This window comes from Zymomonas mobilis subsp. mobilis ATCC 10988, from assembly GCF_000175255.2.
GTDB lineage: Bacteria > Pseudomonadota > Alphaproteobacteria > Sphingomonadales > Sphingomonadaceae > Zymomonas > Zymomonas mobilis.
In genome coordinates this window covers 711,569-735,409 of sequence record NC_017262.1, presented here as the reverse complement: position 1 = coordinate 735,409, position 23,841 = coordinate 711,569, and the positions used below count along the sequence as shown (strand labels likewise).

23 protein-coding genes are annotated in these 23,841 nt (G+C 45.9%); 15 read left to right on the top strand and 8 right to left on the bottom strand.

Annotated elements, in window-relative coordinates:
* Positions 1 to 181: 181 nt before the first annotated feature.
* Complete coding sequence (locus tag ZMOB_RS03255; protein WP_014500622.1) at positions 182 to 832, top strand: 5-formyltetrahydrofolate cyclo-ligase; 651 nt, start codon at positions 182 to 184, stop codon at positions 830 to 832.
* A gap of 79 nt (positions 833 to 911) precedes the next feature.
* Here the strand turns inward: ZMOB_RS03255 and ZMOB_RS03250 are convergent, their stop codons facing one another.
* From ZMOB_RS03250 to ZMOB_RS03235, 4 genes are all read right to left on the bottom strand, one after another.
* Entirely contained in the window at positions 912 to 2,237 is a 1,326-nt protein-coding gene (locus ZMOB_RS03250; protein WP_080558553.1) for a M23 family metallopeptidase, read from the bottom strand.
* A 66-nt stretch (positions 2,238 to 2,303) separates the two neighbouring features.
* A protein-coding gene (locus ZMOB_RS09800; protein WP_099045773.1) for an IS5 family transposase occupies positions 2,304 to 3,067 on the bottom strand; the annotation gives its coding sequence in 2 pieces (ribosomal slippage) (positions 2,304 to 2,734 and positions 2,734 to 3,067; 765 coding nt in all).
* Positions 3,068 to 3,110: 43 nt separating this feature from the next.
* A complete protein-coding gene (locus ZMOB_RS03240) occupies positions 3,111 to 3,494 on the bottom strand; it encodes an arginine N-succinyltransferase (protein ID WP_049779044.1) in 384 nt (127 codons plus the stop codon).
* Complete coding sequence (locus ZMOB_RS03235; protein WP_014500621.1) at positions 3,491 to 4,705, bottom strand: hydrolase; 1,215 nt, start codon at positions 4,703 to 4,705, stop codon at positions 3,491 to 3,493. Before ZMOB_RS03235 ends, ZMOB_RS03240 begins: the two co-directional genes overlap by 4 nt.
* Positions 4,706 to 5,022: 317 nt before the next feature.
* Between ZMOB_RS03235 and ZMOB_RS03230 the strand changes: the two genes are divergently transcribed.
* The 3 genes from ZMOB_RS03230 to dnaJ all read left to right on the top strand — a co-directional run bounded on the left by ZMOB_RS03230 (position 5,023) and on the right by dnaJ (position 9,089).
* Positions 5,023 to 5,703, top strand: a complete 681-nt coding sequence (locus ZMOB_RS03230; RefSeq protein ID WP_014500620.1) for an HAD family hydrolase — start codon at positions 5,023 to 5,025, stop codon at positions 5,701 to 5,703.
* 231 nt (positions 5,704 to 5,934) lie between these two features.
* On the top strand, positions 5,935 to 7,842 hold the full coding sequence (gene dnaK, locus ZMOB_RS03225; protein ID WP_011240553.1) for a molecular chaperone DnaK: 1,908 nt from the start codon (positions 5,935 to 5,937) through the stop codon (positions 7,840 to 7,842).
* 119 nt (positions 7,843 to 7,961) lie between these two features.
* The gene (gene dnaJ, locus ZMOB_RS03220; protein ID WP_011240554.1) at positions 7,962 to 9,089 is read left to right on the top strand and encodes a molecular chaperone DnaJ; all 1,128 of its coding nucleotides are present in this window, start codon (positions 7,962 to 7,964) and stop codon (positions 9,087 to 9,089) included.
* Positions 9,090 to 9,199: 110 nt separating this feature from the next.
* Here the strand turns inward: dnaJ and purB are convergent, their stop codons facing one another.
* On the bottom strand, positions 9,200 to 10,495 hold the full coding sequence (purB, locus tag ZMOB_RS03215) for an adenylosuccinate lyase (protein WP_014500619.1): 1,296 nt from the start codon (positions 10,493 to 10,495) through the stop codon (positions 9,200 to 9,202).
* A 139-nt stretch (positions 10,496 to 10,634) separates the two neighbouring features.
* On the bottom strand, positions 10,635 to 11,318 hold the full coding sequence (radC, locus tag ZMOB_RS03210; RefSeq protein ID WP_011240556.1) for a RadC family protein: 684 nt from the start codon (positions 11,316 to 11,318) through the stop codon (positions 10,635 to 10,637).
* Positions 11,319 to 11,472: 154 nt separating this feature from the next.
* Between radC and ZMOB_RS03205 the strand changes: the two genes are divergently transcribed.
* From ZMOB_RS03205 to ZMOB_RS03155, 11 genes are all read left to right on the top strand, one after another.
* Positions 11,473 to 14,613, top strand: coding sequence for an intermembrane phospholipid transport YdbH family protein (locus ZMOB_RS03205; RefSeq protein ID WP_014500618.1), 3,141 nt, complete (start codon positions 11,473 to 11,475; stop codon positions 14,611 to 14,613).
* A gap of 54 nt (positions 14,614 to 14,667) precedes the next feature.
* Complete coding sequence (locus ZMOB_RS03200) at positions 14,668 to 14,868, top strand: YnbE family lipoprotein (RefSeq protein WP_011240558.1); 201 nt, start codon at positions 14,668 to 14,670, stop codon at positions 14,866 to 14,868.
* Positions 14,865 to 15,263 (top strand): YdbL family probable chaperone protein, encoded by a 399-nt coding sequence (locus tag ZMOB_RS03195; RefSeq protein ID WP_011240559.1) that lies wholly within the window; start codon positions 14,865 to 14,867, stop codon positions 15,261 to 15,263. Before ZMOB_RS03200 ends, ZMOB_RS03195 begins: the two co-directional genes overlap by 4 nt.
* 247 nt (positions 15,264 to 15,510) lie before the next feature.
* Entirely contained in the window at positions 15,511 to 15,828 is a 318-nt protein-coding gene (locus tag ZMOB_RS03190) for an AtpZ/AtpI family protein (protein WP_011240560.1), read from the top strand.
* A gap of 44 nt (positions 15,829 to 15,872) precedes the next feature.
* A complete protein-coding gene (locus tag ZMOB_RS03185) occupies positions 15,873 to 16,673 on the top strand; it encodes a F0F1 ATP synthase subunit A (protein ID WP_011240561.1) in 801 nt (266 codons plus the stop codon).
* Between the two features lie 35 nt (positions 16,674 to 16,708).
* Entirely contained in the window at positions 16,709 to 16,948 is a 240-nt protein-coding gene (locus ZMOB_RS03180) for an ATP synthase subunit c family protein (RefSeq protein ID WP_011240562.1), read from the top strand.
* Positions 16,949 to 17,069: 121 nt separating this feature from the next.
* A complete protein-coding gene (locus ZMOB_RS03175) occupies positions 17,070 to 17,570 on the top strand; it encodes a F0F1 ATP synthase subunit B family protein (protein WP_011240563.1) in 501 nt (166 codons plus the stop codon).
* A 13-nt stretch (positions 17,571 to 17,583) separates the two neighbouring features.
* On the top strand, positions 17,584 to 18,222 hold the full coding sequence (locus ZMOB_RS03170; RefSeq protein ID WP_012817205.1) for a F0F1 ATP synthase subunit B family protein: 639 nt from the start codon (positions 17,584 to 17,586) through the stop codon (positions 18,220 to 18,222).
* 154 nt (positions 18,223 to 18,376) lie between these two features.
* Positions 18,377 to 20,371 (top strand): excinuclease ABC subunit UvrC, encoded by a 1,995-nt coding sequence (gene uvrC / locus ZMOB_RS03165; RefSeq protein ID WP_014500617.1) that lies wholly within the window; start codon positions 18,377 to 18,379, stop codon positions 20,369 to 20,371.
* A 41-nt stretch (positions 20,372 to 20,412) separates the two neighbouring features.
* Positions 20,413 to 21,171: a DNA repair protein RecO gene (recO, locus tag ZMOB_RS03160; protein WP_014500616.1), complete on the top strand. Its 759-nt coding sequence runs from the start codon at positions 20,413 to 20,415 to the stop codon at positions 21,169 to 21,171.
* A gap of 37 nt (positions 21,172 to 21,208) precedes the next feature.
* Entirely contained in the window at positions 21,209 to 21,733 is a 525-nt protein-coding gene (locus tag ZMOB_RS03155; RefSeq protein ID WP_014500615.1) for a cupin domain-containing protein, read from the top strand.
* On the opposite strand, the gene ZMOB_RS03150 is transcribed toward ZMOB_RS03155, so the two are convergent.
* Together ZMOB_RS03150 and ZMOB_RS03145 are read right to left on the bottom strand one after the other, a co-directional pair.
* On the bottom strand, positions 21,734 to 22,543 hold the full coding sequence (locus ZMOB_RS03150) for a LysR family transcriptional regulator (protein ID WP_014500614.1): 810 nt from the start codon (positions 22,541 to 22,543) through the stop codon (positions 21,734 to 21,736). It abuts the gene before it with no gap.
* 66 nt (positions 22,544 to 22,609) lie between these two features.
* On the bottom strand, positions 22,610 to 23,818 hold the full coding sequence (locus ZMOB_RS03145) for a trans-sulfuration enzyme family protein (protein WP_014500613.1): 1,209 nt from the start codon (positions 23,816 to 23,818) through the stop codon (positions 22,610 to 22,612).
* Between the last annotated feature and the right edge of the window lie 23 nt (positions 23,819 to 23,841).

The following is a 23,841-nucleotide window of genomic DNA, read 5'->3' as shown; positions in this document are numbered from 1 at the left end:
GGTGAAATTTGATGTCTTGATATATCCGCTTTCGAGAGGCGTAGCAGAAAGAACAACGCGCGTTTTTATTTTAACTTTGGGATAGTTATGCCTTCTTTCGAAAAAACGGGTTGAAAAAAGCAGAATAACAACAAAATTAAGAAGATAATGAATATTTTTCTGTGCTTGGATGGAGAAGCCTGTGTCCGTTGCGTCGTCTTCCCTTTTCTCTGTTTCTGATCTTCTGAAAGAAGGGGATACATCGGATAATATGCAGCCAACAGCGTCATTGGCTGATAAAAAATCCCTGCGGAAATTATTTCGTCAGCGTCGGAAGGCTTTGGCTGATCATCCTTCTTGGAAAGCTGATGGCTTGATTTTTACGCTGATGTTGGCTGAACACATCCGCAGTCATTTCGGAAAAGCACGTTCTATTTCGGCTTATTTGCCCAATGATGGTGAAGTCGACCCTTTGCCTATTTTCTTGCAGGCGATTGATGCCGGTATCACGCCTTTATTGCCGAGAATTGTTGAAAAAGACGCGCCTCTTGATTTTCATCGCTGGTGGCCGGGTGACCCTTTGGAAGAGAAAAATGGCGGTATTTTGCAGCCGGTTGCAGAATCTGAAAAAATAGTGCCGGATATTATTTTAACGCCCCTAGTCGGTTTTGATCGCTCTTTGCGCCGTTTGGGGCGAGGCGGGGGCTATTATGACCGCAGTTTCAAGGCCTATCCCGATGCCATTCGGATCGGCGTAGCTTGGAGTATTCAAGAGGCAGAGGCTATTCCGGTTGAAGCTTGGGATATGCCCCTTCATGCGGTTGCGACCGAAAAAGAATGGATAGGTTTTTAGGATAGCTTTCCACTAAGACTTTATCGCGATGAAGGGCGGGGGACTCTAGCAGGTGATGCTGGGCGGTAGCGCTTTTCCTTTAGCTTTGCTTGGAAGTGGAATCAGCTAAGGCAAGCATTTCTGCGGTTCTTTTCTTAAAGGCGGTTAGGTCTTGTCCTGTTAACTGATAATGTGCCGTTTGGACAAAATGATCAGGATTGACCGGCACAGAATTGTAATGCAGTTCGTAATGGAGATGGGGGCCTGTTGAAAGGCCACTTGTCCCGATTTGTCCGATTACTTGGCCTTGTGAGACACTCTGTCCTTGATGAACATGAAGGCAGCTCATATGCGCATAGGCGGTTTCAATGCCCTGTCCATGATCGATAAGCGCAAAATTACCATAGCCTGATTTGCGACCCGCAAAAATAACCCGACCGGTTGAAGCCGCTTTGATAGGCGTTCCATAGCTGCTGCTGATATCAATGCCTTTATGGAGACGGCCAAAGCCTAAAATAGGGTGAAAGCGATATCCGAAGGGGGAGGTTATCCGCCCCGCGACCGGAAGAATGAAATTATTGACGCTGACAAGCGGTGCCTGTCCTTTATCGTCCAGCCAGTAGCTTTGTCCGTCTTTTTCCCATTTGAAAAGTCGGAGTTGTGCTATCGGTTTTTTTGTGTCGGACGTATGGCTTTGCGTCAAAGCAATATAAAGTGGGTCGCCAATTTCTTTCTCACCCAAGCTATTTTCCCGCTGGTTCAAGACGATATCCAGCCGTGTTTGGTGACGGATAAACAGGCGAGGATTCGTAAGCTGTTTTTTGAGTAATTCTTCTATTTTAGAAGCCAGTGATGTCGGGATTCCCGCTATTCGGCTATCTTCCCGTATGTTTTTTTCAACCGAAAAACTGAATTTTATAGGGCGGGTCGTAAAAGGGATCGGGTATTTTGTTAGTTTGAACCCGTCTTTTTCGCGATCAATATTGACCATACTGTCAAAAGAAGCCTGAAAATTCAGATGACTAAGACGATGCGCTTGTAACGGGCTGGCGGGCGGCAGGGTAATAAAATGAAAAGCGGTATCTTCCCCGATGTTGTTGTCGGGGATGTTGCTTGAGATCAATTTATCAATTTCTTGCGCTTCTTGGGTTGAAAGTCCGGCTTTCTCGAATATCCGACTAAGCGCTATCCCATTTTCTTTTTTAAGATAACGGATGGGCGCTGTCGGTGAAAGCATGACCTCGCTTTGGGTCGGCATAATGCCGGTTTGAGACGGTGCCGGAAAGAAATGATCCATCCCGACAATCGCCGTCGATAAAGGTGTTTTTTGTGGGTTGGATTTGATGATGGGGGCAACCGCTTCACTTTCTGGCGGGAGAAAAGTGATATGGCTTGCCGGATGGGTCAATAATGCAGCGGTAATCAAACCCGTTAGAGAAAAAGCGCCGCGCCACCAGCGTGCGGAACCAATAGATTCCGCTAGGCTCAGGACTCATTCTTTGAGATAGAAGATGAAACTTGCTGCGATATGGATTGCTGACATGAATGTGTGAGCGCACCGGTCGTATCGTGTTGCGACACGCCGCCAGTCTTTGAGCTTTGCGAACATATTTTCGATGAGGTGACGCTTTTTATACAGATGCCAGTCGTAAGGCGGCTTTGATTTCCGGTTCTTCTTCGGCGGAATACAGGCGGTGATATTCCGGTCTGCGAGAGACTGTCTGATTTTATTACTGTCGTATCCCCGGTCCCCGAGAATTTCTTGTGTTTCTTCCGGCAGATTTGCCAGCAGAACATCCGCGCCTTTGAAGTCACTGACCTGACCTGCGGTCAGATGCAGCCGGACAGGGCGGCCCTGACTATCGCATACAGCGTGAAGCTTTGAGTTCAGTCCGCCTTTCGTGCGTCCGATATGGCGGGGAAAAGCCCCTTTTTGAGCAGGGAGGCCGCTGTCCGGTGTGCTTTCAGATGTGTTGCATCGATCATCAGACGCTTCGAACGGCCTGCCTGCTCCGTCAGGGCGACGAAGATCCGGTCAAAGACACCCAGGCGGCTCCACCGGATAAACCGGTTGTATAAAGTCTTGTGCGGGCCATACGCTTTCGGGGCGTCTTTCCACTGAAGGCCGTTGCGGATCACGTAAACGATCCCGCTCAGGACACGACGGTCATCGACACGCGGCACACCATGCGCCAGTGGAAAAAACGGCTTAATCCGTTCCATCTGGTGCTCAGACAGCAAAAACACGTCACTCACAGCTTCACCTCCATCGGTAAACCTGTGAATCACAACAGCCCGCTCAACTCAAGAAATTAACAGGTCCTGAGCCTAGATCAGTTGTTAGCGTCAGCATCTGTGTTGTGATGCGTTGGTCTAATTCTGGAGAGGTCTTGGTGAGCTGGCTGAGACGATAGCTGTAAAAAGGTTGCTTGACCCCAACTTTGGCAAAAATCTGGGCTGTTCCGACGATTTGACCACTGTCGCTATGTTCGAGCACCAAGACATAGACATGATCGCGGACAGCATCTTCTGTTTCAGAAAAAGCCTCGTTACTTCTAACAATCTTTGCCTCTAAAGCCTTGAGATCAGGAGGTAAATTCGTAAAACCACCTCCTGTTAATTGTGCCAAGGCATAAAGCGATTGTTCATCACCGGCACGTGCTGGACGAATTTTGTAACTCATATTCCCCCGATATTTAAAAGTCCTGTCAGAATGAGAGCAGAAAGCTGCGCCCGTTCTTCAAGACTTTTGATAATCATGAACTCCTTTTGGGAATGGATATTGCCTCCCCGAACCCCCATTGTGTCAATGACGGGCACATCCATTGCCGAAATATTATTGCCATCGCAGACTCCCCCCGTTTCTTGCCAGCGAGCGGTTAATCCGAGATCTTGACAGCTGGATTCAACCAGCGCCATCAGATTTTTGCCTTTTTGGCTAATCGCTTTGGGTGGACGACCGAAATGACCATAAATTTTGACTGTTACACTATGGTCTTGAGCAATATCTGCAATTGTTTTTTTCAGAAGATTTTCAGCTAATTGCATTTTTTCAGGCGTCGAAGGGCGGATATTAATCCGTAACACCGCATTGTCAGGAACAATGTTATTGGGCCCGCCGCCATCAATCTTGGCAGGATTAACCGTTAATCCTTTTTGACTAGCTGATTTGAGGCGAAGTGCCATATCGGCGGCCGCCACGATCGCATTGCGCCCTTGATCTATATTCCGTCCAGCATGGGCAGCCAGACCAGTTATAACAATAGAAAAATTGCCACTTCCTGGTCGGGCACTGGCAAAAGTCCCATCTGGTAGGGTGGACGGTTCATAGGTGAAAGCAGCGATTTTTCCTTTAGCAGATTGAGCCAGTAGCGGAGCAGAGGAAGAAGAGCCTATTTCTTCATCGCTATTTAAAACGATTTCATAGCCTAATTTGTCTTTGTTGGGATGATTTTCAAAGGCTTGGAGTGCCGCCAGCATTACAGTCAAGCCGCCCTTCATATCGGCGACGCCAGGACCACCAATTGTTTCTTCATCCAAGCGAGTTACTTTGTTGAAAGGGTGATCTTTGCCAAAAACAGTATCGAAATGACCTGTAAAAAGGAGTTGTAAGGGCGCATCTGGACGAATCGTTAAATGTAGATGTGTTGCTGTTGTAGGAGAAAGCGGGACGCCTTCCGCAGAAATAATGGCCTGGGAGGGATGTGTTACTTCCTCTATTTTAGCTGGAAGGATTGAAAAAGCCTGTTTCAGCTTTTCTGCCATAACGGCTAGTCCCGCTTGGTTATAAGAGCCGCTGTTAATATTTGCCCATTCTGTGAGATAATCCAGCATAGGAAAATCAGCAGCTATTTTTAAAATTTTCTCTTCGCAAGCATTGATTATATCAGCCATTTCGTCCAATCCTTTTTATTTGTGAATGAAGGCCGATAAATAAAAAAACGGCGATTTATCGACAGAAACAGGAATTTCTAGAGATATAGATCTAGATCATTCCTGATAAAAATGGCAAATGCTGTTCTACGATACTGCGGCGAAGACAGAATGTTTTTTCGTAGAAAATGAAAAAATTTTGAAACCTAAATCGGATATACCATCTAAGGCCGGATATTCTCAGTTAGGGTAAGGTATTTGTAAAAAATAGATCGTATATTTTTATGTAATTATCTTGTTTTAGTTTGAGATACCCCATTACCTACCCCAAGGGAGCTATGACGATAGAACTTGCTATTTATGATATGGATCGCACGATTACTTATCGGCCGACATGGACACCCTTTTTAATTTATGTGGCTTGTCGTCGGCAAAGGTGGCGTTTGCTCTTTCTTCCCTTGGTCGCCTTGGCAATGCTTTCCTATATCATGCGTCTGATTTCACGGGGGCGTTTGAAAGAGATATCCCATGCTTTGCTTTTAGGGATACATGTTGATCCCAATGATATCATGCCTTTGGCCGAGAGTTTCGCTGAGAAAACGATCCGTGATAATATCCGTCCCGGAGCTGTTGCGGCTATAAAAGCCGATCACCAAGCTGGAAGACGGTTGGTTATGGCCACGGCATCTTATCGCCTTTATGCGGGTTTGATTGCCAGAAAATTGGGTTTTGATGATGTTATTGCGACCAATAGCAGTATTCGTCATGATGGTCATTTGATTGCCCGTATTGAGGGAGAAAATAATTATGGCCCTGCAAAATTGCGAATGATTTTGGCATGGATGACATCGGTCGATTTAAAACTCACCGATTGCCATATCCGTTTTTATAGCGACCATGTTTCCGATGCGCCGGTATTCCGTTGGGTGGATTTACCCTTTGCGATCAATCCTTGCCGCCGTCTTGAAATCTTGGCCAAAAGAGAAGGTTGGCCTTGTCTCGACTGGAAACATAGCTGACTAGAATAGAATTCGATTATTTTTATTGAATATTAGGATCTGAAAAACCAATATACGCTGCTTGAGGCGATAAAATAGCCTTAAAAATCAAAATAATAAGAAGCTGTCTTGGGTGAGTGGCTTGCGCTTGTAAAAAGCGTTCTTATATCGCCCAATGTAGACTTGTTCCAAGGGCAAGCTTTTATTTTTAGAAGAGTAAATTTTGTCATTCCTGGGGAAGGAAGGTAGGACATGGGTAAAGTTATAGGTATTGACTTAGGTACGACCAACAGCTGCGTTGCTGTTATGGAAGGTGGTCAGCCTAAGGTTATTGAAAACGCAGAAGGTGCCCGCACGACGCCGTCTATTGTTGCTTTCACCAAAGACAGTGAGCGTTTGATCGGTCAGCCCGCAAAACGTCAGGCTGTTACTAATTCTGAAAACACGATTTTCGCTGTTAAACGTTTGATCGGTCGCCGTTTTGATGATCCGGTAACCAAGCGTGATACCGAATTAGTCCCTTATCATATTGTTCGCGGTAGCAATGGTGATGCTTGGGTTAAAGCGGGTGGTCAGGATTATTCACCTTCCCAGATTTCGGCTTTCATCCTTCAGAAAATGAAAGAAACCGCAGAATCTTATCTCGGTGAAACCGTTGATCAGGCGGTTATTACGGTTCCGGCTTACTTCAACGATGCTCAGCGTCAGGCAACCAAAGATGCCGGTAAGATCGCTGGTCTTGAAGTACTCCGTATCATCAACGAACCGACAGCCGCTGCTTTGGCTTATGGTCTCGACAAGAATGATGGTAAGACGATTGCTGTTTATGACTTGGGTGGTGGTACCTTTGATATCTCCATTCTGGAAATCGGCGATGGCGTTTTTGAAGTGAAGGCCACCAATGGTGACACCTTCCTCGGTGGTGAAGATTTCGACACCAAAATCGTTAGCTATCTTGCTGAAGAATTCAAAAAAGCCGAAGGCATTGATCTGACTAAAGATCGCCTGGCTCTTCAGCGTTTGAAAGAAGCTGCTGAAAAAGCCAAGATCGAATTGTCTTCTGCTCAGACGACCGAAGTCAATCTGCCCTTTATTACCGCAGATGCCACGGGCCCGAAGCATTTGGTCAAAACCATTTCTCGCGCCGAACTGGAACGCTTGGTTGCTGATCTGATTGATCGCACTTTGGAACCCGTGAAAAAAGCTTTGGCTGATGCAGGTGTTAAAGCCTCTGACATTGACGATGTCGTCATGGTCGGTGGTATGACCCGTATGCCGAAGGTTCGTCAGGTTGTTAAAGAATTCTTTGGCAAAGAGCCGCATACCGGCGTGAACCCGGATGAAGTCGTTGCCATGGGTGCGGCCATTCAGGCAGGCGTGCTTCAGGGCGATGTTAAAGACGTTCTGTTGCTTGACGTGACGCCGCTCTCCCTTGGTATTGAAACCTTGGGTGGTGTGTTCACCCGTATGATTGACCGTAACACGACGATTCCAACGAAGAAGTCGCAGGTCTATTCAACGGCTGAAGATAACCAGAATGCTGTGACTATTCGCGTTTTCCAAGGCGAACGTGAAATGGCAGCCGACAACAAGCTGTTAGGTCAGTTTGACCTTGTTGGTATTCCGCCTGCGCCGCGTGGTGTTCCGCAGATCGAAGTAACCTTCGATATTGACGCTAACGGTATCGTTAATGTGTCTGCTAAGGACAAAGGCACCGGTAAAGAACAGCAGATCCGTATTCAGGCATCGGGTGGCTTATCTGAAGGCGACATCGATAAGATGGTCAAAGATGCAGAAAAATTTGCTGCAGATGACAAGCATCGTCGTGAACTGGCAGAAGCCAAAAATAATGGTGACAGCCTCGTTCATACGACCGAACGCCAGTTAACGGAATTGGGTGACAAGGTTGATGCCGCTCTGAAAACCGAAGTCGAAGCTGCTGTTGCTGCAGTAAAGACGGCTTTGGAAGGCGAAGACGTTGCCCAGATTAACGAAAAAACCCAGGCTTTAGGCCAGGTTGCTATGAAATTAGGTCAGGCTCTTTATGAGCAGGATCAGGCAAATAATGAACGGCATGATACACCTGAAACGGAAAAAGCCGAAGGTGACAATGTTGTTGATGCCGAATTTCAGGAAATAGATGACCAAGATAAGAAATAATCTGGTTATTGCGACCCGAAGATCAGCCTAAATAAGGGCTTGTCACGACAATACCACCATCGGTTTTGAAGCGTAAGCTGTGATCGGTGGTGGTAAGGTTGTGAAAGTGGGGGAGCCTTGTGTCTGAGTTAGATTATTATAGTTTGTTAGAAGTCGAGCGCACTGCCGACGATAAAACCATTAAAACCTCTTATCGTCGTTTGGCGATGCGCTATCATCCCGATAGAAATCCGGGTGATAGTGACGCAGAAGAACGCTTTAAGGCGATTTCCGAAGCCTATGATTGCTTGAAAGATCCCCAAAAAAGAGCGGCCTATGACCGTTATGGCAAAGATGCCTTTCAAGGCGGTGGCGGTTTTGGTGGCTTTGGCGGCGGTGCTCAAGATTTCGGCGGTTTTTCCGATATCTTTGAATCCGTTTTTGGCGAGTTTATGGGAGGCCGCGGTCAGGCGCGCTCTTCTGTTCAGCGCGGTGCCGATCTGCGCTATGACCTTAAGATCAGTTTAGAAGAAGCCTTTAAGGGCAAGACAGTCGATATCGAAATTGATGTTGCCTCTGTCTGTGATGCTTGTCATGGATCTGGTGCTAAGGCAGGTTCTGGACGTAAAACCTGCGACACTTGTCATGGCTCAGGCCGGATTCGAGTGCAGCAAGGTTTCTTTGTTGTTGAGCAGAGCTGTCCGGTTTGTCAGGGCAAAGGCGAAGTTATCAGTGATCCATGCCCCGAATGTCATGGGGAAGGGCGCTGTGAAAAGCATAAGACCCTTTCCGTCAATATTCCGGCAGGTGTTGATGATGGCACGCGCATCCGCTTATCGGGTGAAGGCGAGGCTGGTGTACATGGCGGCCCAGCGGGCGATCTGTACATTTTCATTCACGTAACGCCGCATCAGGTTTTCCAACGCGAAAGTTACAACCTGTTTGCCCATGTGCCGATTTCTTTTACCAAGGCGGCCTTGGGTGGAAGCATTCATGTTCCAAGCCTCGATGGCGAGCAATATGAGATTTCTATCCCTGCGGGTATTCAGTCTGGTAAACAACTGAAACGGCGCGGTGCAGGTATGCCAGTCTTAAATGGCCGTGGCCGTGGTGATTTGATTATTCAGATCGACGTCGAAACGCCGACCCGTCTGACGGCAAAGCAACGCGAATTATTAGAACAATTCCGTGAGACTGAAACCGGAGAAGAATGCCCGAAATCATCCGGCTTCTTTTCCAAGTTGAAAACAATTTTAACAGGCGAATAATGCCTTAAGAAATATCGTCTTTTGGAAAGCTTTCTTAGAAAGCTATTTCCGGCAAGAACAAAAAAAAGGCTGTCTTTTAGACAGCCTTTTTTCTTGGTATCTAGCCAGTTTTAGTCTTTAAAAACCCGCTCAAAAATGGTGTCGACATGTTTGAGGTGGTAACCAAGATCAAACAGAGCTTCTAGCTTTTCATCGCTTAACGTAACCTCTGGATCTGCCTTCAGCAGTTCAAGCAATGAGATAGTGCCATCCGATTCCCAGACTTTCATAGCGTTACGCTGAACCAGACGATATGCTACTTCGCGGCTAATGCCGGCTTGGGTAAGGGCTAGCAAAACACGCTGTGAATGAATGAGTCCGCCCATCCGATCGAGATTTCGCTGCATCCGTTCAGGATAAACCAATAATTTATCCATAACATTGGTTAAGCGTGCCAAAGCAAAGTCCAATGTAACAGTAGCATCGGGGCCAATCATACGCTCAACCGATGAATGCGAGATATCGCGTTCATGCCACAAGGCAACATCTTCTAAGGCTGGAGTGACATAGCCACGAACCAGACGAGAAAGACCGGTTAAATTTTCGGTCAATACCGGATTCCGTTTATGCGGCATGGCGGAAGAACCTTTTTGCCCTGGGGCAAAATATTCTTCAGCTTCCAGAACTTCTGTCCGTTGCAGATGGCGGACTTCGATAGCTATTCTTTCAATTGAAGAGGCGATAACGCCCAAAGTAGCAAAGAACATTGCATGGCGATCACGTGGAATAACCTGCGTGGAGACAGGCTCAACATTCAAGCCCATTTCTTTTGCGACATGGGCTTCAACGCGAGGATCGATATTGGCAAAAGTACCAACGGCACCTGAAATAGCACAAGTGGCGATATCCTTGCGTGCGGCTTCTAAACGGTCACGATTCCGTTTGAATTCGGCATAGGCTTCCGCCATTTTTAAACCAAAGGTGGTCGGTTCCGCATGGATACCATGACTACGACCAATTGTTGGCGTCATTTTATATTCGAAGGCACGGCGCTTCAGAACAGCCAGAAGTTTATCAATATCGTCTAAAAGAATAAGCGCGGCGCGGCTTAATTGCACAGAAAGACAGGTATCGAGAACATCGGAAGAGGTCATGCCTTGATGCATGAAGCGAGCGGGATCGCCGACATGTTCGGCCACATTTGTCAGAAAGGCAATCACGTCATGGCGAACTTCGGCTTCGATTTCGTCGATGCGTTCGACTTCAAAGCTGCCTTTTTCCCAGATAGCTTTTGCGGCTTCTTTTGGAACAACGCCTAATTCCGATAATGCATCGGTAGCATGTGCTTCGATTTCGAGCCAAATACGGAAACGGCTTTCCGGTTCCCAGATTTTTACCATTTCTGGTCGGGAATAACGGGGGATCATAATTAGGACTCCTCAAACAATATAGTCCGGTCTTTTCCGGCGGGGGGTTATGGCATTTTGACCTAACAAAGCCGATAGGGGCTATCAATCTTTAAAAATATCAATCGACTATTTCTGACGAGAGTTTGGCGCTTTATGATTACAAAAGGCCAAGTCCTCTTAGACTGCAAGCACCGCTGCTGCTGATAATGACATGGTCATGAAGATAGATTTTTAAGGGGCGTGCCGCGGCGACGATCGAGCGGGTTAATTGAATGTCGGCTTCACTGGGGCTTGCATCCCCACTGGGATGATTGTGGACCAGAATGAGGCCGACCGAACAGAGTTCAATCGCCCTTCGGATAACTTCACGCACATAAACAGGCGCTTGATCAACCGAGCCTTCGCTTAGAATTTCGTCTCGGATAAGGCGATTATGATTGTCCAGATGCAGTAGCCGGCAGCGCTCGGTTAATCGAAAAGCCATATCTGCGTGAAGATAGTCAATCAGTGCTTGCCATCCGGATAAAATGGGCGCTTTTTTGATTTTGGTTTTGAGGAGTCTTAATGCTGCGACTTGAGCAATTTTCAAGGCTGAAACGACGGTTGGTCCTGCGCCTTTGACACGGGCAATCATACCGGGGTCGGCTGTTAGCAAAGTTTCTATATCGCCAAATTCTGCTAATAAAGCGCGTGCCAAGGGTTTTGTATCTTTTCTGGGAATAGCTAGCGCTAAAAGATACTCTATGACCTCGTGATCCAATAAAGCATCAGCTCCACCTGTGAGCAGGCGATCTCTTAATCGGCCGCGATGACCTTGATAGCCAATATCTTTTCTATCCATTCTCAATGGATATAAAGGATTGATGCCGGATGTAATACTGTTTAACTTTCAATACATAAAGATAGCGGCTTTTTCTAAAGCATTCTTGTATGGCATCGAAATCGCGACTTTCATTTTACAAATATTGACCCAATTTTAATAAAGAAAAACAGGGATGACGGATAAAACGCAGAACCAGTTTCGGCTCACAAAAAAGCATTTCTGGCTGTTTGCCATCATCCTTTTTGTGGCTATTCTTCTTATCCTCTGGTCACAGCGTATGATATTTGGGCGCTGGTTGATTACTCGTGAAGTAAATCAGCTTCATATCAAGGCACGTTATCGCCTGACTCGTCTTGATCCAACCCTTCAGCAGCTTGATCGTCTTGTGATTGGTGATCCTGAACACCCTGATCTTACGGCGGATCATGTCGTTATCCATCTCAAGCCTTTATGGCATGGTTTTGCCATTTCCTCTGTCCAATTTGATAAGCTCCGGATTTATGGACGCTTGGATGAAAAAGGTTTTGATTTCGGTAATCTCGATTCTTTGAAAAGTTATATGGCAACAAGTGGTAATGCTTCTGGGCTACCCGCTTTGGATGTTGATCTGAAAGATGCTCGCCTGAAATTAAAAACCGAATATGGCGTTATTGGTATGGCTGCTGATGGTAGTGGTAATCTTGCTAATGGGTTCCAAGGGAATCTGGCTGTATCTATTCCTCATTTTGCATCTGACACTTGCCAAGTAGAGAATGGTCATTTCTTTCTGAAAACATCGGTCTCGCATGGGAGACCTTATTTTCAAGGACCGGCTTCGGCTGAAGCGATTCGCTGTCAGAATGGCGAGATGAAGCTGGAAAAGCTGAAAGGTTCGGTTGATGCTTCTTTAAATAAAGCTTTGGATAGCTGGCAGGGGGAAGCCTCTATATCAACGCCAGAGATAGCTTCTTCAGGAAATGCGCCGTGGCAATTATCGGGTGTAAATGGGAAAGTTACCGCAAAAGGTGATTTCCAAACAGCAAAAGGACAGATGGACTTTTCTGGTAAAGAGCAGATAGATTTTATTTCTGGCGGAAATTGGCATGTTGCCAGCTCTTTCGATTTGCCGTTTAGCTATTTTTCTGAGCCTAAAAAAGGCGATCCTCTTTCGGCAAATATGCGATTTTCTTTGGCAAATGCACGGCTGAAAACAGATTTTTCTAGCCTGACTGTGCCTGATGACACACCTATATCGTCTTTAGTCCAACAGTTGCGGCAAAATTTAACCACGCTGGCAGGAAATATCTCTGCAGATACCGAAATCGCTGTTGATAATAAACAAGGCCATTTGACTGCGACCTTAAGAAAAGCAGTTTTGACTGGTGTATCTGGGCAAAAAATACAATTTTCTGGCCTCGCTCAGTGGCAAGAAAAACAGCAGAAAACATGGCATTTTGGGGGTGATTTTTCTTTAAAAGGAGACGGATTCCCAAACGTTGAAATCCATCTGGCACAGTTAGGGGATTATGGTGTTAAAGGAGAGGCTAAGATTGAGCCTTATCGTAACAATACGGCTTCGATTGCTTTAGCGCCCGTCAGCTTTTTATATGAAAAACAGCATTTCTTATTGAAAACTCAAGCTGATATATCGGGGCCTATCGGAGCGGATGGGCAGGTCAAATCTTTAATTTTCCCTGTCGATATTGAAGGAGAGAAAGACAAAATTGCCATTAACCGCAGTTGTTTTAACCTGCGGGCTGAAAAATTGGTTATGTCAGGTGTAACCGCTCAAAAAATCGTTTTGCCGCTTTGTCCTATCGAAAAGTCATTCTTAAGAGTCGATAATGGTCATTTAACAGAGGGCGGTGCACGTCTTGATAATCCAACGATTGCAGGGGTAATTAACAACCAGCCTTTCAATCTTCATGTGAAGACGTCTTCTTTTTTCCTTGCCCGCCATTATGCGGAATTAAGTGGATTACAATTTAATCAAAAGGGGGATGATGGAGACCCTGATACCCAGCTGTCAATTGACCACTTAACCGCTAATCTTGATGGAATGGATGGTGAAGGTGACCTGACTGGTATGTCAGGACGTTTCAGTCTCGCACCTTTTTTGTTTAGTAATGGTGCTGCTCATTGGGAATGGCAGAATAAGGGCGGCGAGAAGGCAACCGATAATACCGATATTGTTTTGCATGGTGCTGTAGATATTGCCGATGCAGATCAAGCCTCGCCTCGTTTTTTACCGGTACGGTCGCAAGACTTGTTGATGCAAATCAATAAAGATCGTGTCCATATTACAGCGGGTATAGACCGTCCTTTGGACATCCGGACTATCCATCTTTTAGATACAAGGATTGAGCATCATTTTGGTGATAGCCGTGGTCATGTTTTATTCCACGTCAATAATGTGTCGTTTAATAAAAGCCTGCAACCAGAACAAATTACGCCTTTAACCTTGGGTATTTTTGCGGATGTGAAGGGAAGTTTATCTGGCCAAGGTAGAATTGACTGGAAGAGAAAGAACGTTGTTAGCACGGGACAGTTTGTTACTAACGGTCTCGATTTCGCGGCGGCCTTTGGCACGGTTTCAGGCTTTAAAGGGAAGGTCGCTTTTTCTGATCTTTTGAATTTGAAAACGCCCCCCAATCAGCTGGCAACCGTCGATGAGATCAATGCTGGTTTAGCTATCAAAAGCGGACAGATACGGTATCAGCTTTTACCCAATAGGGTGGTCGTTGTTGAAAAAGGCGATTGGCCTTTCTTTGATGGTCATTTGACATTGGATGGTTCTGTCCTCGATTTTGGGCATACAGGCTCCCATAAAGTTGTTTTCCATGTATCGGATATGGATAGTGCCCCGTTGGTCGAGAATCTCCAGTTAAAAAATATATTTGTTAGTGGTCGTTTCGATGGAATTTTACCGATCGAATTTAGCGCCAATAGTGGCAAAATCGAAGGCGGCCGTCTGGCCAGCCGTAAACCTGGTGGGGTTGTGAGTTATGTTGGCCCAGTCTCTAATGCTCATCAGGGAATGTTAGGTAAGGTGGCTTTTGATGTTTTGAAGGGGGTCCGCTATCAACGCTTAGATGTTCTTTTGAATGGTAGCCTTGACGGCGATTTTGTTAGTTCCATTCAATTTGGCGGTGTTCGAGAAGTCGAGACGAAAGCCGATCGTTCTTATTTGGCGCGTGAGATTGAAAAAGTACCTTTCCATTTCAATGTCCAAGTAAAGGCACCTTTCCGTGGATTACTGAACGCGATGCGCTCTTATAACAATCCTCGTTCAGTTCTTAATCAGTCAGAGCTGGCTACTGAAGGCGCCTTCTAACCTTAAAAATGAAGAAAAAGAGTCTATATTAGTAACCATCTATTAGGATTATATATGAGGCAGAAGACCGGAGTAATAGAGAAGAGCCTTCTTTTCGCCAGCTTGCTGATGGTAGGGGGCTGTATCTCGGTTAAGGCACCTGACAAACCGATTGAGATAAATCTTAATGTCAATGTCCGGCAGGAGGTTGTCGTTCATCTTCAAAAAGATGCTGGCGACTTTATTCAAAATAATCCGGAGTTATTCCCACAATGACCAACGTAAAAATGAAATGGCCCAAAGCTATTGTCCGTGCGGCTCTTGTTATGGGGCTATCCTTAGCCGTGCCTTCTTTTGCTCAAGGCGGTGATGATATTTTACAATCAGCCATAGCTAACGGCGTGATTGGTGAAAAGATTGATGGCTATATGGGCTTTGCCCAAACACCACCGCCGCCGGTCAAAACAGCTGTTGATGCTTTGAATATTAGAAGACGTGCTGCCTATACCGCAGAAGCCGCTAAACGTGGGGTTACTGTCGAAGAATGGGCTGTCGCTGTCGGATGTAAAACATTGGCCAGTCGCGTCCAAGATGGTCAATTTTATGCTTTGACCGATGGGAAGTGGCAGAAAAAAAATGGCCCGATCGCATTACCTTCAACCTGCGGTTAAAAAGACTCGGTAAAAAATGCTTTGGAAGGGCTTTTTACCTGTAAATAGGCGTTATTCTGCTGAACTGGTCTCTTTTTGCGATGGGAATAATAGAGAAGTTTGGTTTTTCATTCTCTGTGCTTTGAGTTGACTTGCTTCACCCGTCTTCTTAAAAAAGACCTACTTGACGAGATAGTTACTCGTCATGCTGAATAGCATTTATCCTTGAAATTCAAGGGGTTGGAATTCAAGGCGTAGCGAGTTGGCGATGATGAGTAACGATTCTAATAAAGGGCTGGGACCACAAGACCCTAGAATGGCAGAATTAGAGGCCATGCTTGCGACGAGCAGAAGCGATTCTGAAAGTCGTCTGGCAAAAGCCAATAAGCCTGCGGTTAAAGGTTTTGCTCAAGGAAACAGAGTGTTGACTGAGATGATTGCGGGCCCGGCTGGTGGCGGACTTATCGGGTGGTTGTTCGATCGCCTGATTGGAACTAAACCAATATTTCTGATCATATTTCTTCTATTAGGGGTCTGTATTGCGTTTAGAAATGTGGTACGGATTTCTCGTGAACATCCAGAGTAAAACCTGTATGTTCTTTAATGGATAGATAGCTAGGGGCTCGTAATATGGCTGCTACTAATAATGTAGACCCCATGCATCAGTTTACCGTGGAGCCTTTACATGGGCTTCATATCGGAAAATATGATATTTCCTTCACCAACTCCGCTCTCTGGATGGTGATTGCAATGGCCGCTCTTGCTATTTTTATGGCAGGTGGTCGGAGGAAGGCGTTGATTCCCGGTCGCTGGCAGATGGCCGTGGAAGTCATGACTCGCTTTGTTAACGATATGGTCAGCACAAACATCGGCCCCAAAGGTCGTCCGTTTACCCCGCTGATCTTCACCCTTTTTATGTTCATCCTTTTTGCCAATTTGCTTGGATTGGTTCCGTTATTCGGTTTCTTGCCGGGTGCAGAACCTTTCACGTCAACCAGTCATGTTACCGTTACGGCAACACTGGCGGCGATTGCATTTGGTACCGTGCTTGTTGTGGGTTTCACGCGTCATGGACTCGGCTTTTTCAAGCTGTTTGTGCCGCATGGTACCCCCATGGCACTTATTTGGCTGATCCCCGGGATTGAAGCCTTTTCTTTCATTTTGCGGCCTTTCAGTCTTGCGCTTCGTCTTTTCGTCGCCATGACCGCTGGGCATGTCCTTTTGGAAGTTTTGGCTAACTTTATTGTTAACCCGCCGGTTCAATCTGCCTCGCCTGCTTTTCTAGCAGGTTATTATACCCTAGTGGGTATCCCGACCTTTCTTTTAATGATTGGTATTTCTGCGCTTGAATTTTTGGTTTGCGCCATTCAAGCCTATGTTTTCGCCTTGCTTACGTCGCTCTATTTGAACGACGCGATCAATCTTCACTGATTTCCCAGTATATGGAATGGTAAAGGAGTATTGTCATGGACGTTGAAGCTGCAAGAGTGCTCGGTAAGTTAGTCGGTGGTGGTGTTGCTGCTGTTGGTGCCGGTGTTGCTTCCGTTGGCGTTGGTAGCGTTTTCGCTGGCTTCCTTGAAAGCGCACTGCGTAATCCGGCTGCGGCCGATGGCCAGCAGGGCCGTTTGTTCATCGGTTTCGCCGCTGCTGAACTTTTGGGTCTTCTGTCATTCGTTATCTCGATTCTGCTGATCTTCGTTGCCTGATTTTCAGGTTTTCGCAGTATTTTTCGCACCGGCTGTTTTTTCAGCCGGTGTTCGAAAAATACAGTAAGTTCAGTTAAAGGACAGCGTTGAAACTGTTCTTAGATAAAGTCTGGATGCGATCATGCCTCAGATAGCCCAGCTTGCCTCTACTTACGCTTCCCAGGTTTTCTGGATGCTTGTGGTATTTGGTATTATCTATTTTGGTATTGCCAAGACCATGCTCGTGAAAGTCGAATCCACGATGGATTCCCGCGATAGCAAAATCTCTGATGATCTTGCTGCTGCGGAAGCTGCCCACAAAGCAGCGAAAGAAGCGGATGAGGCATGCCAGTCGCGTCTTGCCAAGGTGCGTTCCGAAGCACAGGCCCGTTTGCAGGCTGCTAAAGAACAAGCCTCGAAGGATGCGTCCCAACAAAATGCTGCGGCCAATGCCGATTATGACCATCGGATCGATTCTGCCAGAATGCGGATCGCTGATGAGAAATCGAAGGTAATGGCCGATCTTGAGAATATCGCGAGTGATATTGCTCACGATATTGTCAAGCAGATCACTGGCCGTTCTGTTCCAAAAGAACAGATTACCAAAGCTGTAGCACAAGTTATTTCTGCTGATATGGTCTGAGGGAGATTACCTAATGGCTAATACAACTCAGACTTCAGCGCCAGCTTCTCCGGCGACGTCTGAAGCGATGCCTCAGACCGCGCCTGCGGCGCCGAAGGTAACGGCGACAACCGAGGCACCGGGAGGTGTTCAACCGGAAGCCCACGAGTCGACTTTTCTTGGATTAAGTGGCCCGGCTTGGGTTTCTGCCTCCATTATTGTCTTTTTACTCGTTCTGGTCTGGAAAAAAGTTCCGTCTATTATTACGTCGGGGCTGGATAAACAGATTGATGAGATTCGTACCCGCCTTGGTGATGCTGAACGCTTGCGCAAGGAAGCTGAAGCCCTGAAGGCCGAGTATGATGAAAAAACGCGTCAGGCTACAAGTGAAGCTGAAGCGATCATCGAACGGGCCAAAGAAGATGCAAGCAGCATCATTGCTGATGCCAAGATTCAATCCCAGCAATTAGTAGAACGTCGTCAGAAAATGGCGACCGAACAGATTGCGGCTGCTGAGCAGGAAGCTGTTGCTGAAATTCGGCAAACTGCTGCCAAATTAGCGCTTCAGGCGGCGACCCAGATTATTCAAAAACAGAATGATGCGTCGCATGATAAGGTTTTGATAGATCAGACAATCGATTCTTTGAAGCAGCAAGGCACACGCCTTAACTGATAGGATTGTTATGTCTGTACAAATCGGCGTCGTCGCCTTTGCGACGGCGCTTTTTTGTTGTTTTCTACTGACCAAAATCAAATGATTACTTTTGTAAAAACTATTTAAAAACCTTGTTTTAAAGCCATATCCTCTTAACTCTTTTTTGGACGGAATGATTTCAAAGATCGTTCTAAAAAGCTTTTTTAAAACAAGATGGATGAGGCACGATCTGAATAACGAATCCCAAGAAACAGATCGTTTCAGCGAAAAACAAACTTTGGACGTTTTTAAAGGAACCGATCATCCAGACCTTGAAAAAGGCGTTGCGGCAATCGGCAATGTTTTAAAGACATTACCACTACGCCCCGGGGTTTATCGGATGTATGACAGTAAGGGAAACATCCTTTATGTCGGGAAAGCGCGTGCCTTAAGAAATCGCGTTGCTAATTACACCCAGATATCAGGGTTATCGCGTCGTATTCAGCGCATGGTTTCGCAAACGCGCAGCATGACGATTGTAACAACGGTAACCGAATCCGAAGCCTTGTTATTAGAAGCGCAGCTTATCAAGCGTTATCGGCCACCTTATAATATTCTATTACGAGACGATAAAAGTTTTCCCTATATTTTATTAAAAGAGGATGGCACTTTCCCGCAATTCCCTTCGCTTCAAAGGCATCGTGGCGTAAAGCGTGCCAAGGGGAAATATTATGGCCCGTTTGCAAGTGCGGATTCGGTTACCTTGACTCTGAATAGCTTGCAAAAGCTATTCTTATTGAGATCCTGCTCTGATAGCTTCTTCCGCAATCGTAAGCGCCCTTGCTTGCTGTATCAGATAAAAAGATGTTCAGCGCCTTGTGTCGGTCGGATTTCTGAAGATGATTACCGTGATCTTGCTGTAGATACGCGTGATTTTCTGTCTGGGAAGTCGACTCATGTCCAGAAAAAGCTGGTAACAGCTATGGAGCAGGCTTCAAATGATTTGAATTATGAGCTGGCAGCGGTTTATCGAGATCGTTTAAAGGCTTTAGCCTTTATTCAAAGCCACCAGTCGATTAACAGCGGCAATTTAAGAAATGCAGATATATTCGGCATAGAATGTCGAGCAGGGCTCGCTTGTATCCAGGTGTTCTTTATTCGTAATCGACAGAATTGGGGACATCATGCCTATTACTTAAATCATATTGATGAACAGCCTTTAGAAGATGTCATGCAAAGTTTTTTAGGGCAATTTTATGAGGATAAAATTGCGCCGAAAGATATTCTGACCAATTATCTCCCTAGTGATAAAAATGTCTTAGAAGACGCTTTGTCATCGCAACGCGACTATCGAGTGAGATTTTACCAGCCACAAAGAGGGGACTTGAAAAAGCTGGTAGATCAGGCTGTACGGAATGCGAAAGAAGCTATTGATCGACGTTTAGCCGAAGCGTCTACTCAGAAACAGTTATTAAAGGAAATGGTCAACCTATTCCATTTGGATAAAATCCCAGACAGAATCGAGGTGTATGACAATAGCCATATAATGGGCAGCAATATGGTTGGTGGCATGATTGTCGCTGGCCCTGAAGGTTTTCGTCGTAATAGCTATCGTAAATTCAATATCAAATCACCTAGCATCAACCCAGGTGATGATTTTGAAATGATGCGAGAAGTTTTGACGCGTCGCTTTTCGCGGTTGGAGCGAAGTGACCCAGATCATTCAAGCAGCGAATGGCCGGATCTTCTATTGATTGATGGAGGAAAAGGACAAGTCCATGCTGTAAAAGACATTCTGGCTAAACAAGGCATTTCAGACATTGCTATTGTCGGTATTTCAAAAGGCCCCGATCGTAATGCGGGACGGGAGCATTTCCATTTAGTTGATGGCAGTGAATATGCTTTACCGCCAAATAGTGGGTTGCTTTTCTACCTTCAAAGATTGCGAGACGAGGCGCATCGTTTTGCTATTGGAACCCATCGCGCCAAAAGAGCCAAAAATCTGACCTCTAGTCCTTTAGATGAGGTGCCGGGTATTGGCCCAAGTCGGAAGAAGGCTTTGCTATTACATTTCGGAACAGCACGTGATGTGAAAAATGCATCGCTTTCTGAACTAGAGAAAGTAAATGGGATTTCCTCGGCAATAGCTCGACAAATTTACGACTTTTTTCATCGTAGTCCCGCGTAAATAATTGGAGAAAATTTTATGAGAGTTTGCGCGGAATGAAAATGATCTCTGAGCCTGCCTTACTTTTAACGAGCCGCTTCCACAGCGAAAATGGCGCTATTATCAGACTGTTGACTGAACAAGGTCTTCTGACAGGATATATACAAGGCGCACATTCTCGTTACCGTCGCCCTTTGTTGTTTGTGGGTAATTATGTTCAGGCAAGTTGGCGTGATAAAGTCGGACGTTCTTTGCCTTCTATCAATATAGAATTACGGCATAGCCGAGGGCTTATAATGGAGCACCCCTTAGCGGCTCTTTTTTTAAGCTGGATATGTCCATTTACCGCCTCCGTCCTGCCAGAAGGTCAACCAGAACCTTATCTGTTCCAAAATCTGAAAAGGTTATTGGCTATTATAGAAAAAACGGATGAGCCTGTCTTATGGATGACTGAGCTGGTTCGTTTTGAATTATTGCTATTATCAGAATTGGGATATGGTCTACATTTATCCCGTTGCATCATAACCGGACAAGAAGCCTGTCTGGACTGGGTAAGTCCAAAACATCATGCGGCAGTCAGTCGACAGGCTGCCCAAGGTCATGAGAAAAAATTATTAGTTCTACCGGACTTTTTAAAAGCACCTTTTTCTGTGTCTTGTCTTGATTTACCTGACCAAGAATCCTTGCAACAAGGACTGAAATTAAGTGGTTTCTTTTTACGCTTTCATTTTGAAGCGGCTTATTATCATCGTTTTTTTTGGGTAAGGCAGCGGCTGATTAAAAATTTTATGATGGCTTGTGAACAAGCCTCTTTCTCATGAGTATTTTTAGAAAGTAACGCGAAAGAAGGCATTAGAAATGAAATATACGGCTTTAGCCTTTTGTTGTTTGGCGGCTGTTAACTTTCAAGCCCAAGCCGTAAAGTCATCGCCGAGTATTCCTTACTGGAGTGTTTGGGCTGATGCACAAGGTGTGACCCATCAAACGCATTGCGCGCTTCGTAATCTGGCTTTGCAGGATTTTGCGCATACTGACCATCCTGAATGGGTATCGCAGCACGATCATGCGACAAAGCGATATGTCTTTAATATCATGCCTGTAGGTTGGATCGGAAATTGGCATAAAAATCCAGAACCTCAGTGGATTATTCCCCTTTCTGGCCGCTGGTTTGTCAAAACTACTGACGGGAAAACCGTTAAAATGAGTGCTGGAGAAATGTCTTTTGGTGGCGATCAATTAGCCCAAATGGTTAACGGGAAAGAAGGGCATATCTCGGGAAGTCTGGGGAAACAGCCTGCTAAGGTCATGATTATCCAGCTTACAGAAAGCCCAGAAAATGCGGTTCATCCTGAATGTGCGGCGGGTGGTACACCTATCAGATAATTATACTTCACTTTCTAAATCAGCGGTAATGGCAGCGGTCAAGGCTTTGACCTTTTTTTGCCGCCATTGGGGTAAAGGTGCCATAAGCCAATATTGCATTTCGCTTTCGGTAATAGACCCAAATTGTTGCAATTCTTTATTTTCGATTAGCTTCTTGGCTAAAATAAGCGGCACTCGACAGCGCCCCAATCCATTTAAGGCAGCGGTGATGGCAAGGCCTGCGTGAGCAACATGTAAAATGATGGGTATATCTGCTTCATACTCGGCATTTGGCCAACCGATAAAGACCTCTGGAGAATCGGGCAGGCCAACGGTCACCATCAGGCCATCACTAAGGGTAATGGCTTCATGATTACCCGGATCATCGGTATAATTTATAGCAACATCCAAATTAGCCTGTGTAAAGTCCAGATCATTCTCAATTGCTAAAAGTGTGAATTGGATATCACGATTTTGCTGATGATATTGAGCTAATTTTGACAAAAGCCATGATTCAGTAAAATCGCGTGGTGCAGCAATAGTCAGCCTTTTCGAGGATTGCCCTGCCTGCATTCGTTGCACGGCTTCTTCGAATTTTAAGAAGCCTTCTCTTAATGCATCTAGTCCAGCCAATGCTTCGGGAGTGAGTTCTAGCCCTTTCGCATTACGCCGAAAAAGAACAACACCCAGAGTATCTTCTAATGCCCGAATTTGCTGCCCGACTGCGGCCGGTGTTACAGCCAATTCATCAGCTGCGCGGGTAAAAGATAAGTGGCGGGCTGCCGCATCCATAACCCGTAAACCATTAAAGGGTAGATGTGTCCGCTTCATAACCCATATTCCTTTGCTGACATATCTACCCTTCTTTTACTCTAACAATAGACGCTTGCTAGCGAATTATAAGCCGATTTTCCGAAGCGCCTGATCGAGATCTTCCTTGAGATCTTCGACATCTTCGAGGCCTACACTAAAGCGTAACATATCCTCGGTGATACCCATAGCCAAACGCTCTTTTTCAGCAACGCCGCTGTGGGTTGTTGAACAAGGATGCGTCATTAAAGAACGTGTATCGCCAAGATTATTAGAGATATCAATCAGTTCCAAATTGTTGAGTAAGGATAGTGCCTGTTGGCGATCTTTACCCAAGAACAACGCAAGAACGGTTCCGCCGGTCTTCATCTGCTTCTTCGCAAGCGCATATTGCGGATGTGATTTCAGACCCGGATAGGAAACACGAGGAATCCGTTTTTCAAGAAATTCTGCCAGAATTTGTGCATTTTCGCTTTGGCGAATGCTGCGCAATTCAAGCGTTTCCAGTCCTTTCATCACAACCCATGCATTGAATGGGGATAAGTTGGGGCCAGTGTTGCGAATGAAAGGCAGCAATGTCTCGTTGACAAATTTGTTACTACCGGCAACAGAACCTGCCAGAACACGACCCTGACCATCCATCATCTTGGTGGCTGAATAGGCAACAACGTCTACCCCGAAATCCATCGGCTTTTGGATAACAGGCGTACAAAAGGCATTGTCGACAACCGTCAGGATACCTGCTTCTTTAGCAATATTACAGACGGCTTCGATATCCACCAGTTCCAGAGTAGGATTGGTCGGCGTTTCAAAGAAGAACAGCTTGGTGTTGGGCTGGATCGCGTCTTTCCATTGCTGGACATCAGCGCCATCGACAACCGTCGCTGTAATCCCGAAACGAGGGAGCAACGAATCTGAAAGCCAGCGGCATGATCCAAAAGCCACTCGTCCGATGACAAAATGATCACCGGCTGAAAGCGCTGACAACAGAACTGAAGTCATTGCAGCCATGCCAGTAGACATCGTGCGAGAAGTTTCTGCACCTTCTATTAAGGCCAGCTTTTCTTCCAGCATCATGACCGTTGGGCTTTGCATACGAGAGTAAATCATACCCTCTTGCTCGCCTGCGAAACGTTCTGCTGCGTCTTCCGCCCGTTCGTAGGAATAGCCGGAAGTCAGGAAAAGAGCTTCGCTCGTTTCCCCAAACTCCGAACGAACAAGACCGCCTCTGATCGCTTGCGTTGCCGGACGCCATTTACGGGTTATATTCCGGTCAAGTCCGGTATGCCGTTTCATAATTTTTTCCTGTTTCTATAAAA

Coding starts and splice junctions, on each gene's coding strand:
- ZMOB_RS03240 (WP_049779044.1), bottom strand. CDS start 3,494: ATGAGTTACAAAATTCGTCCAGCACGTGCCGGTGATGAACAATCGCTT.
- ZMOB_RS03235 (WP_014500621.1), bottom strand. CDS start 4,705: ATGGCTGATATAATCAATGCTTGCGAAGAGAAAATTTTAAAAATAGCT.
- ZMOB_RS03230 (WP_014500620.1), top strand. CDS start 5,023: ATGACGATAGAACTTGCTATTTATGATATGGATCGCACGATTACTTAT.
- dnaK (WP_011240553.1), top strand. CDS start 5,935: ATGGGTAAAGTTATAGGTATTGACTTAGGTACGACCAACAGCTGCGTT.
- purB (WP_014500619.1), bottom strand. CDS start 10,495: ATGATCCCCCGTTATTCCCGACCAGAAATGGTAAAAATCTGGGAACCG.
- radC (WP_011240556.1), bottom strand. CDS start 11,318: ATGGATAGAAAAGATATTGGCTATCAAGGTCATCGCGGCCGATTAAGA.
- ZMOB_RS03205 (WP_014500618.1), top strand. CDS start 11,473: ATGACGGATAAAACGCAGAACCAGTTTCGGCTCACAAAAAAGCATTTC.
- ZMOB_RS03200 (WP_011240558.1), top strand. CDS start 14,668: ATGAGGCAGAAGACCGGAGTAATAGAGAAGAGCCTTCTTTTCGCCAGC.
- ZMOB_RS03195 (WP_011240559.1), top strand. CDS start 14,865: ATGACCAACGTAAAAATGAAATGGCCCAAAGCTATTGTCCGTGCGGCT.
- ZMOB_RS03190 (WP_011240560.1), top strand. CDS start 15,511: ATGATGAGTAACGATTCTAATAAAGGGCTGGGACCACAAGACCCTAGA.
- ZMOB_RS03185 (WP_011240561.1), top strand. CDS start 15,873: ATGGCTGCTACTAATAATGTAGACCCCATGCATCAGTTTACCGTGGAG.
- ZMOB_RS03180 (WP_011240562.1), top strand. CDS start 16,709: ATGGACGTTGAAGCTGCAAGAGTGCTCGGTAAGTTAGTCGGTGGTGGT.
- ZMOB_RS03175 (WP_011240563.1), top strand. CDS start 17,070: ATGCCTCAGATAGCCCAGCTTGCCTCTACTTACGCTTCCCAGGTTTTC.
- ZMOB_RS03170 (WP_012817205.1), top strand. CDS start 17,584: ATGGCTAATACAACTCAGACTTCAGCGCCAGCTTCTCCGGCGACGTCT.
- uvrC (WP_014500617.1), top strand. CDS start 18,377: ATGATTTCAAAGATCGTTCTAAAAAGCTTTTTTAAAACAAGATGGATG.
- recO (WP_014500616.1), top strand. CDS start 20,413: ATGATCTCTGAGCCTGCCTTACTTTTAACGAGCCGCTTCCACAGCGAA.
- ZMOB_RS03155 (WP_014500615.1), top strand. CDS start 21,209: ATGAAATATACGGCTTTAGCCTTTTGTTGTTTGGCGGCTGTTAACTTT.
- ZMOB_RS03150 (WP_014500614.1), bottom strand. CDS start 22,543: ATGAAGCGGACACATCTACCCTTTAATGGTTTACGGGTTATGGATGCG.
- ZMOB_RS03145 (WP_014500613.1), bottom strand. CDS start 23,818: ATGAAACGGCATACCGGACTTGACCGGAATATAACCCGTAAATGGCGT.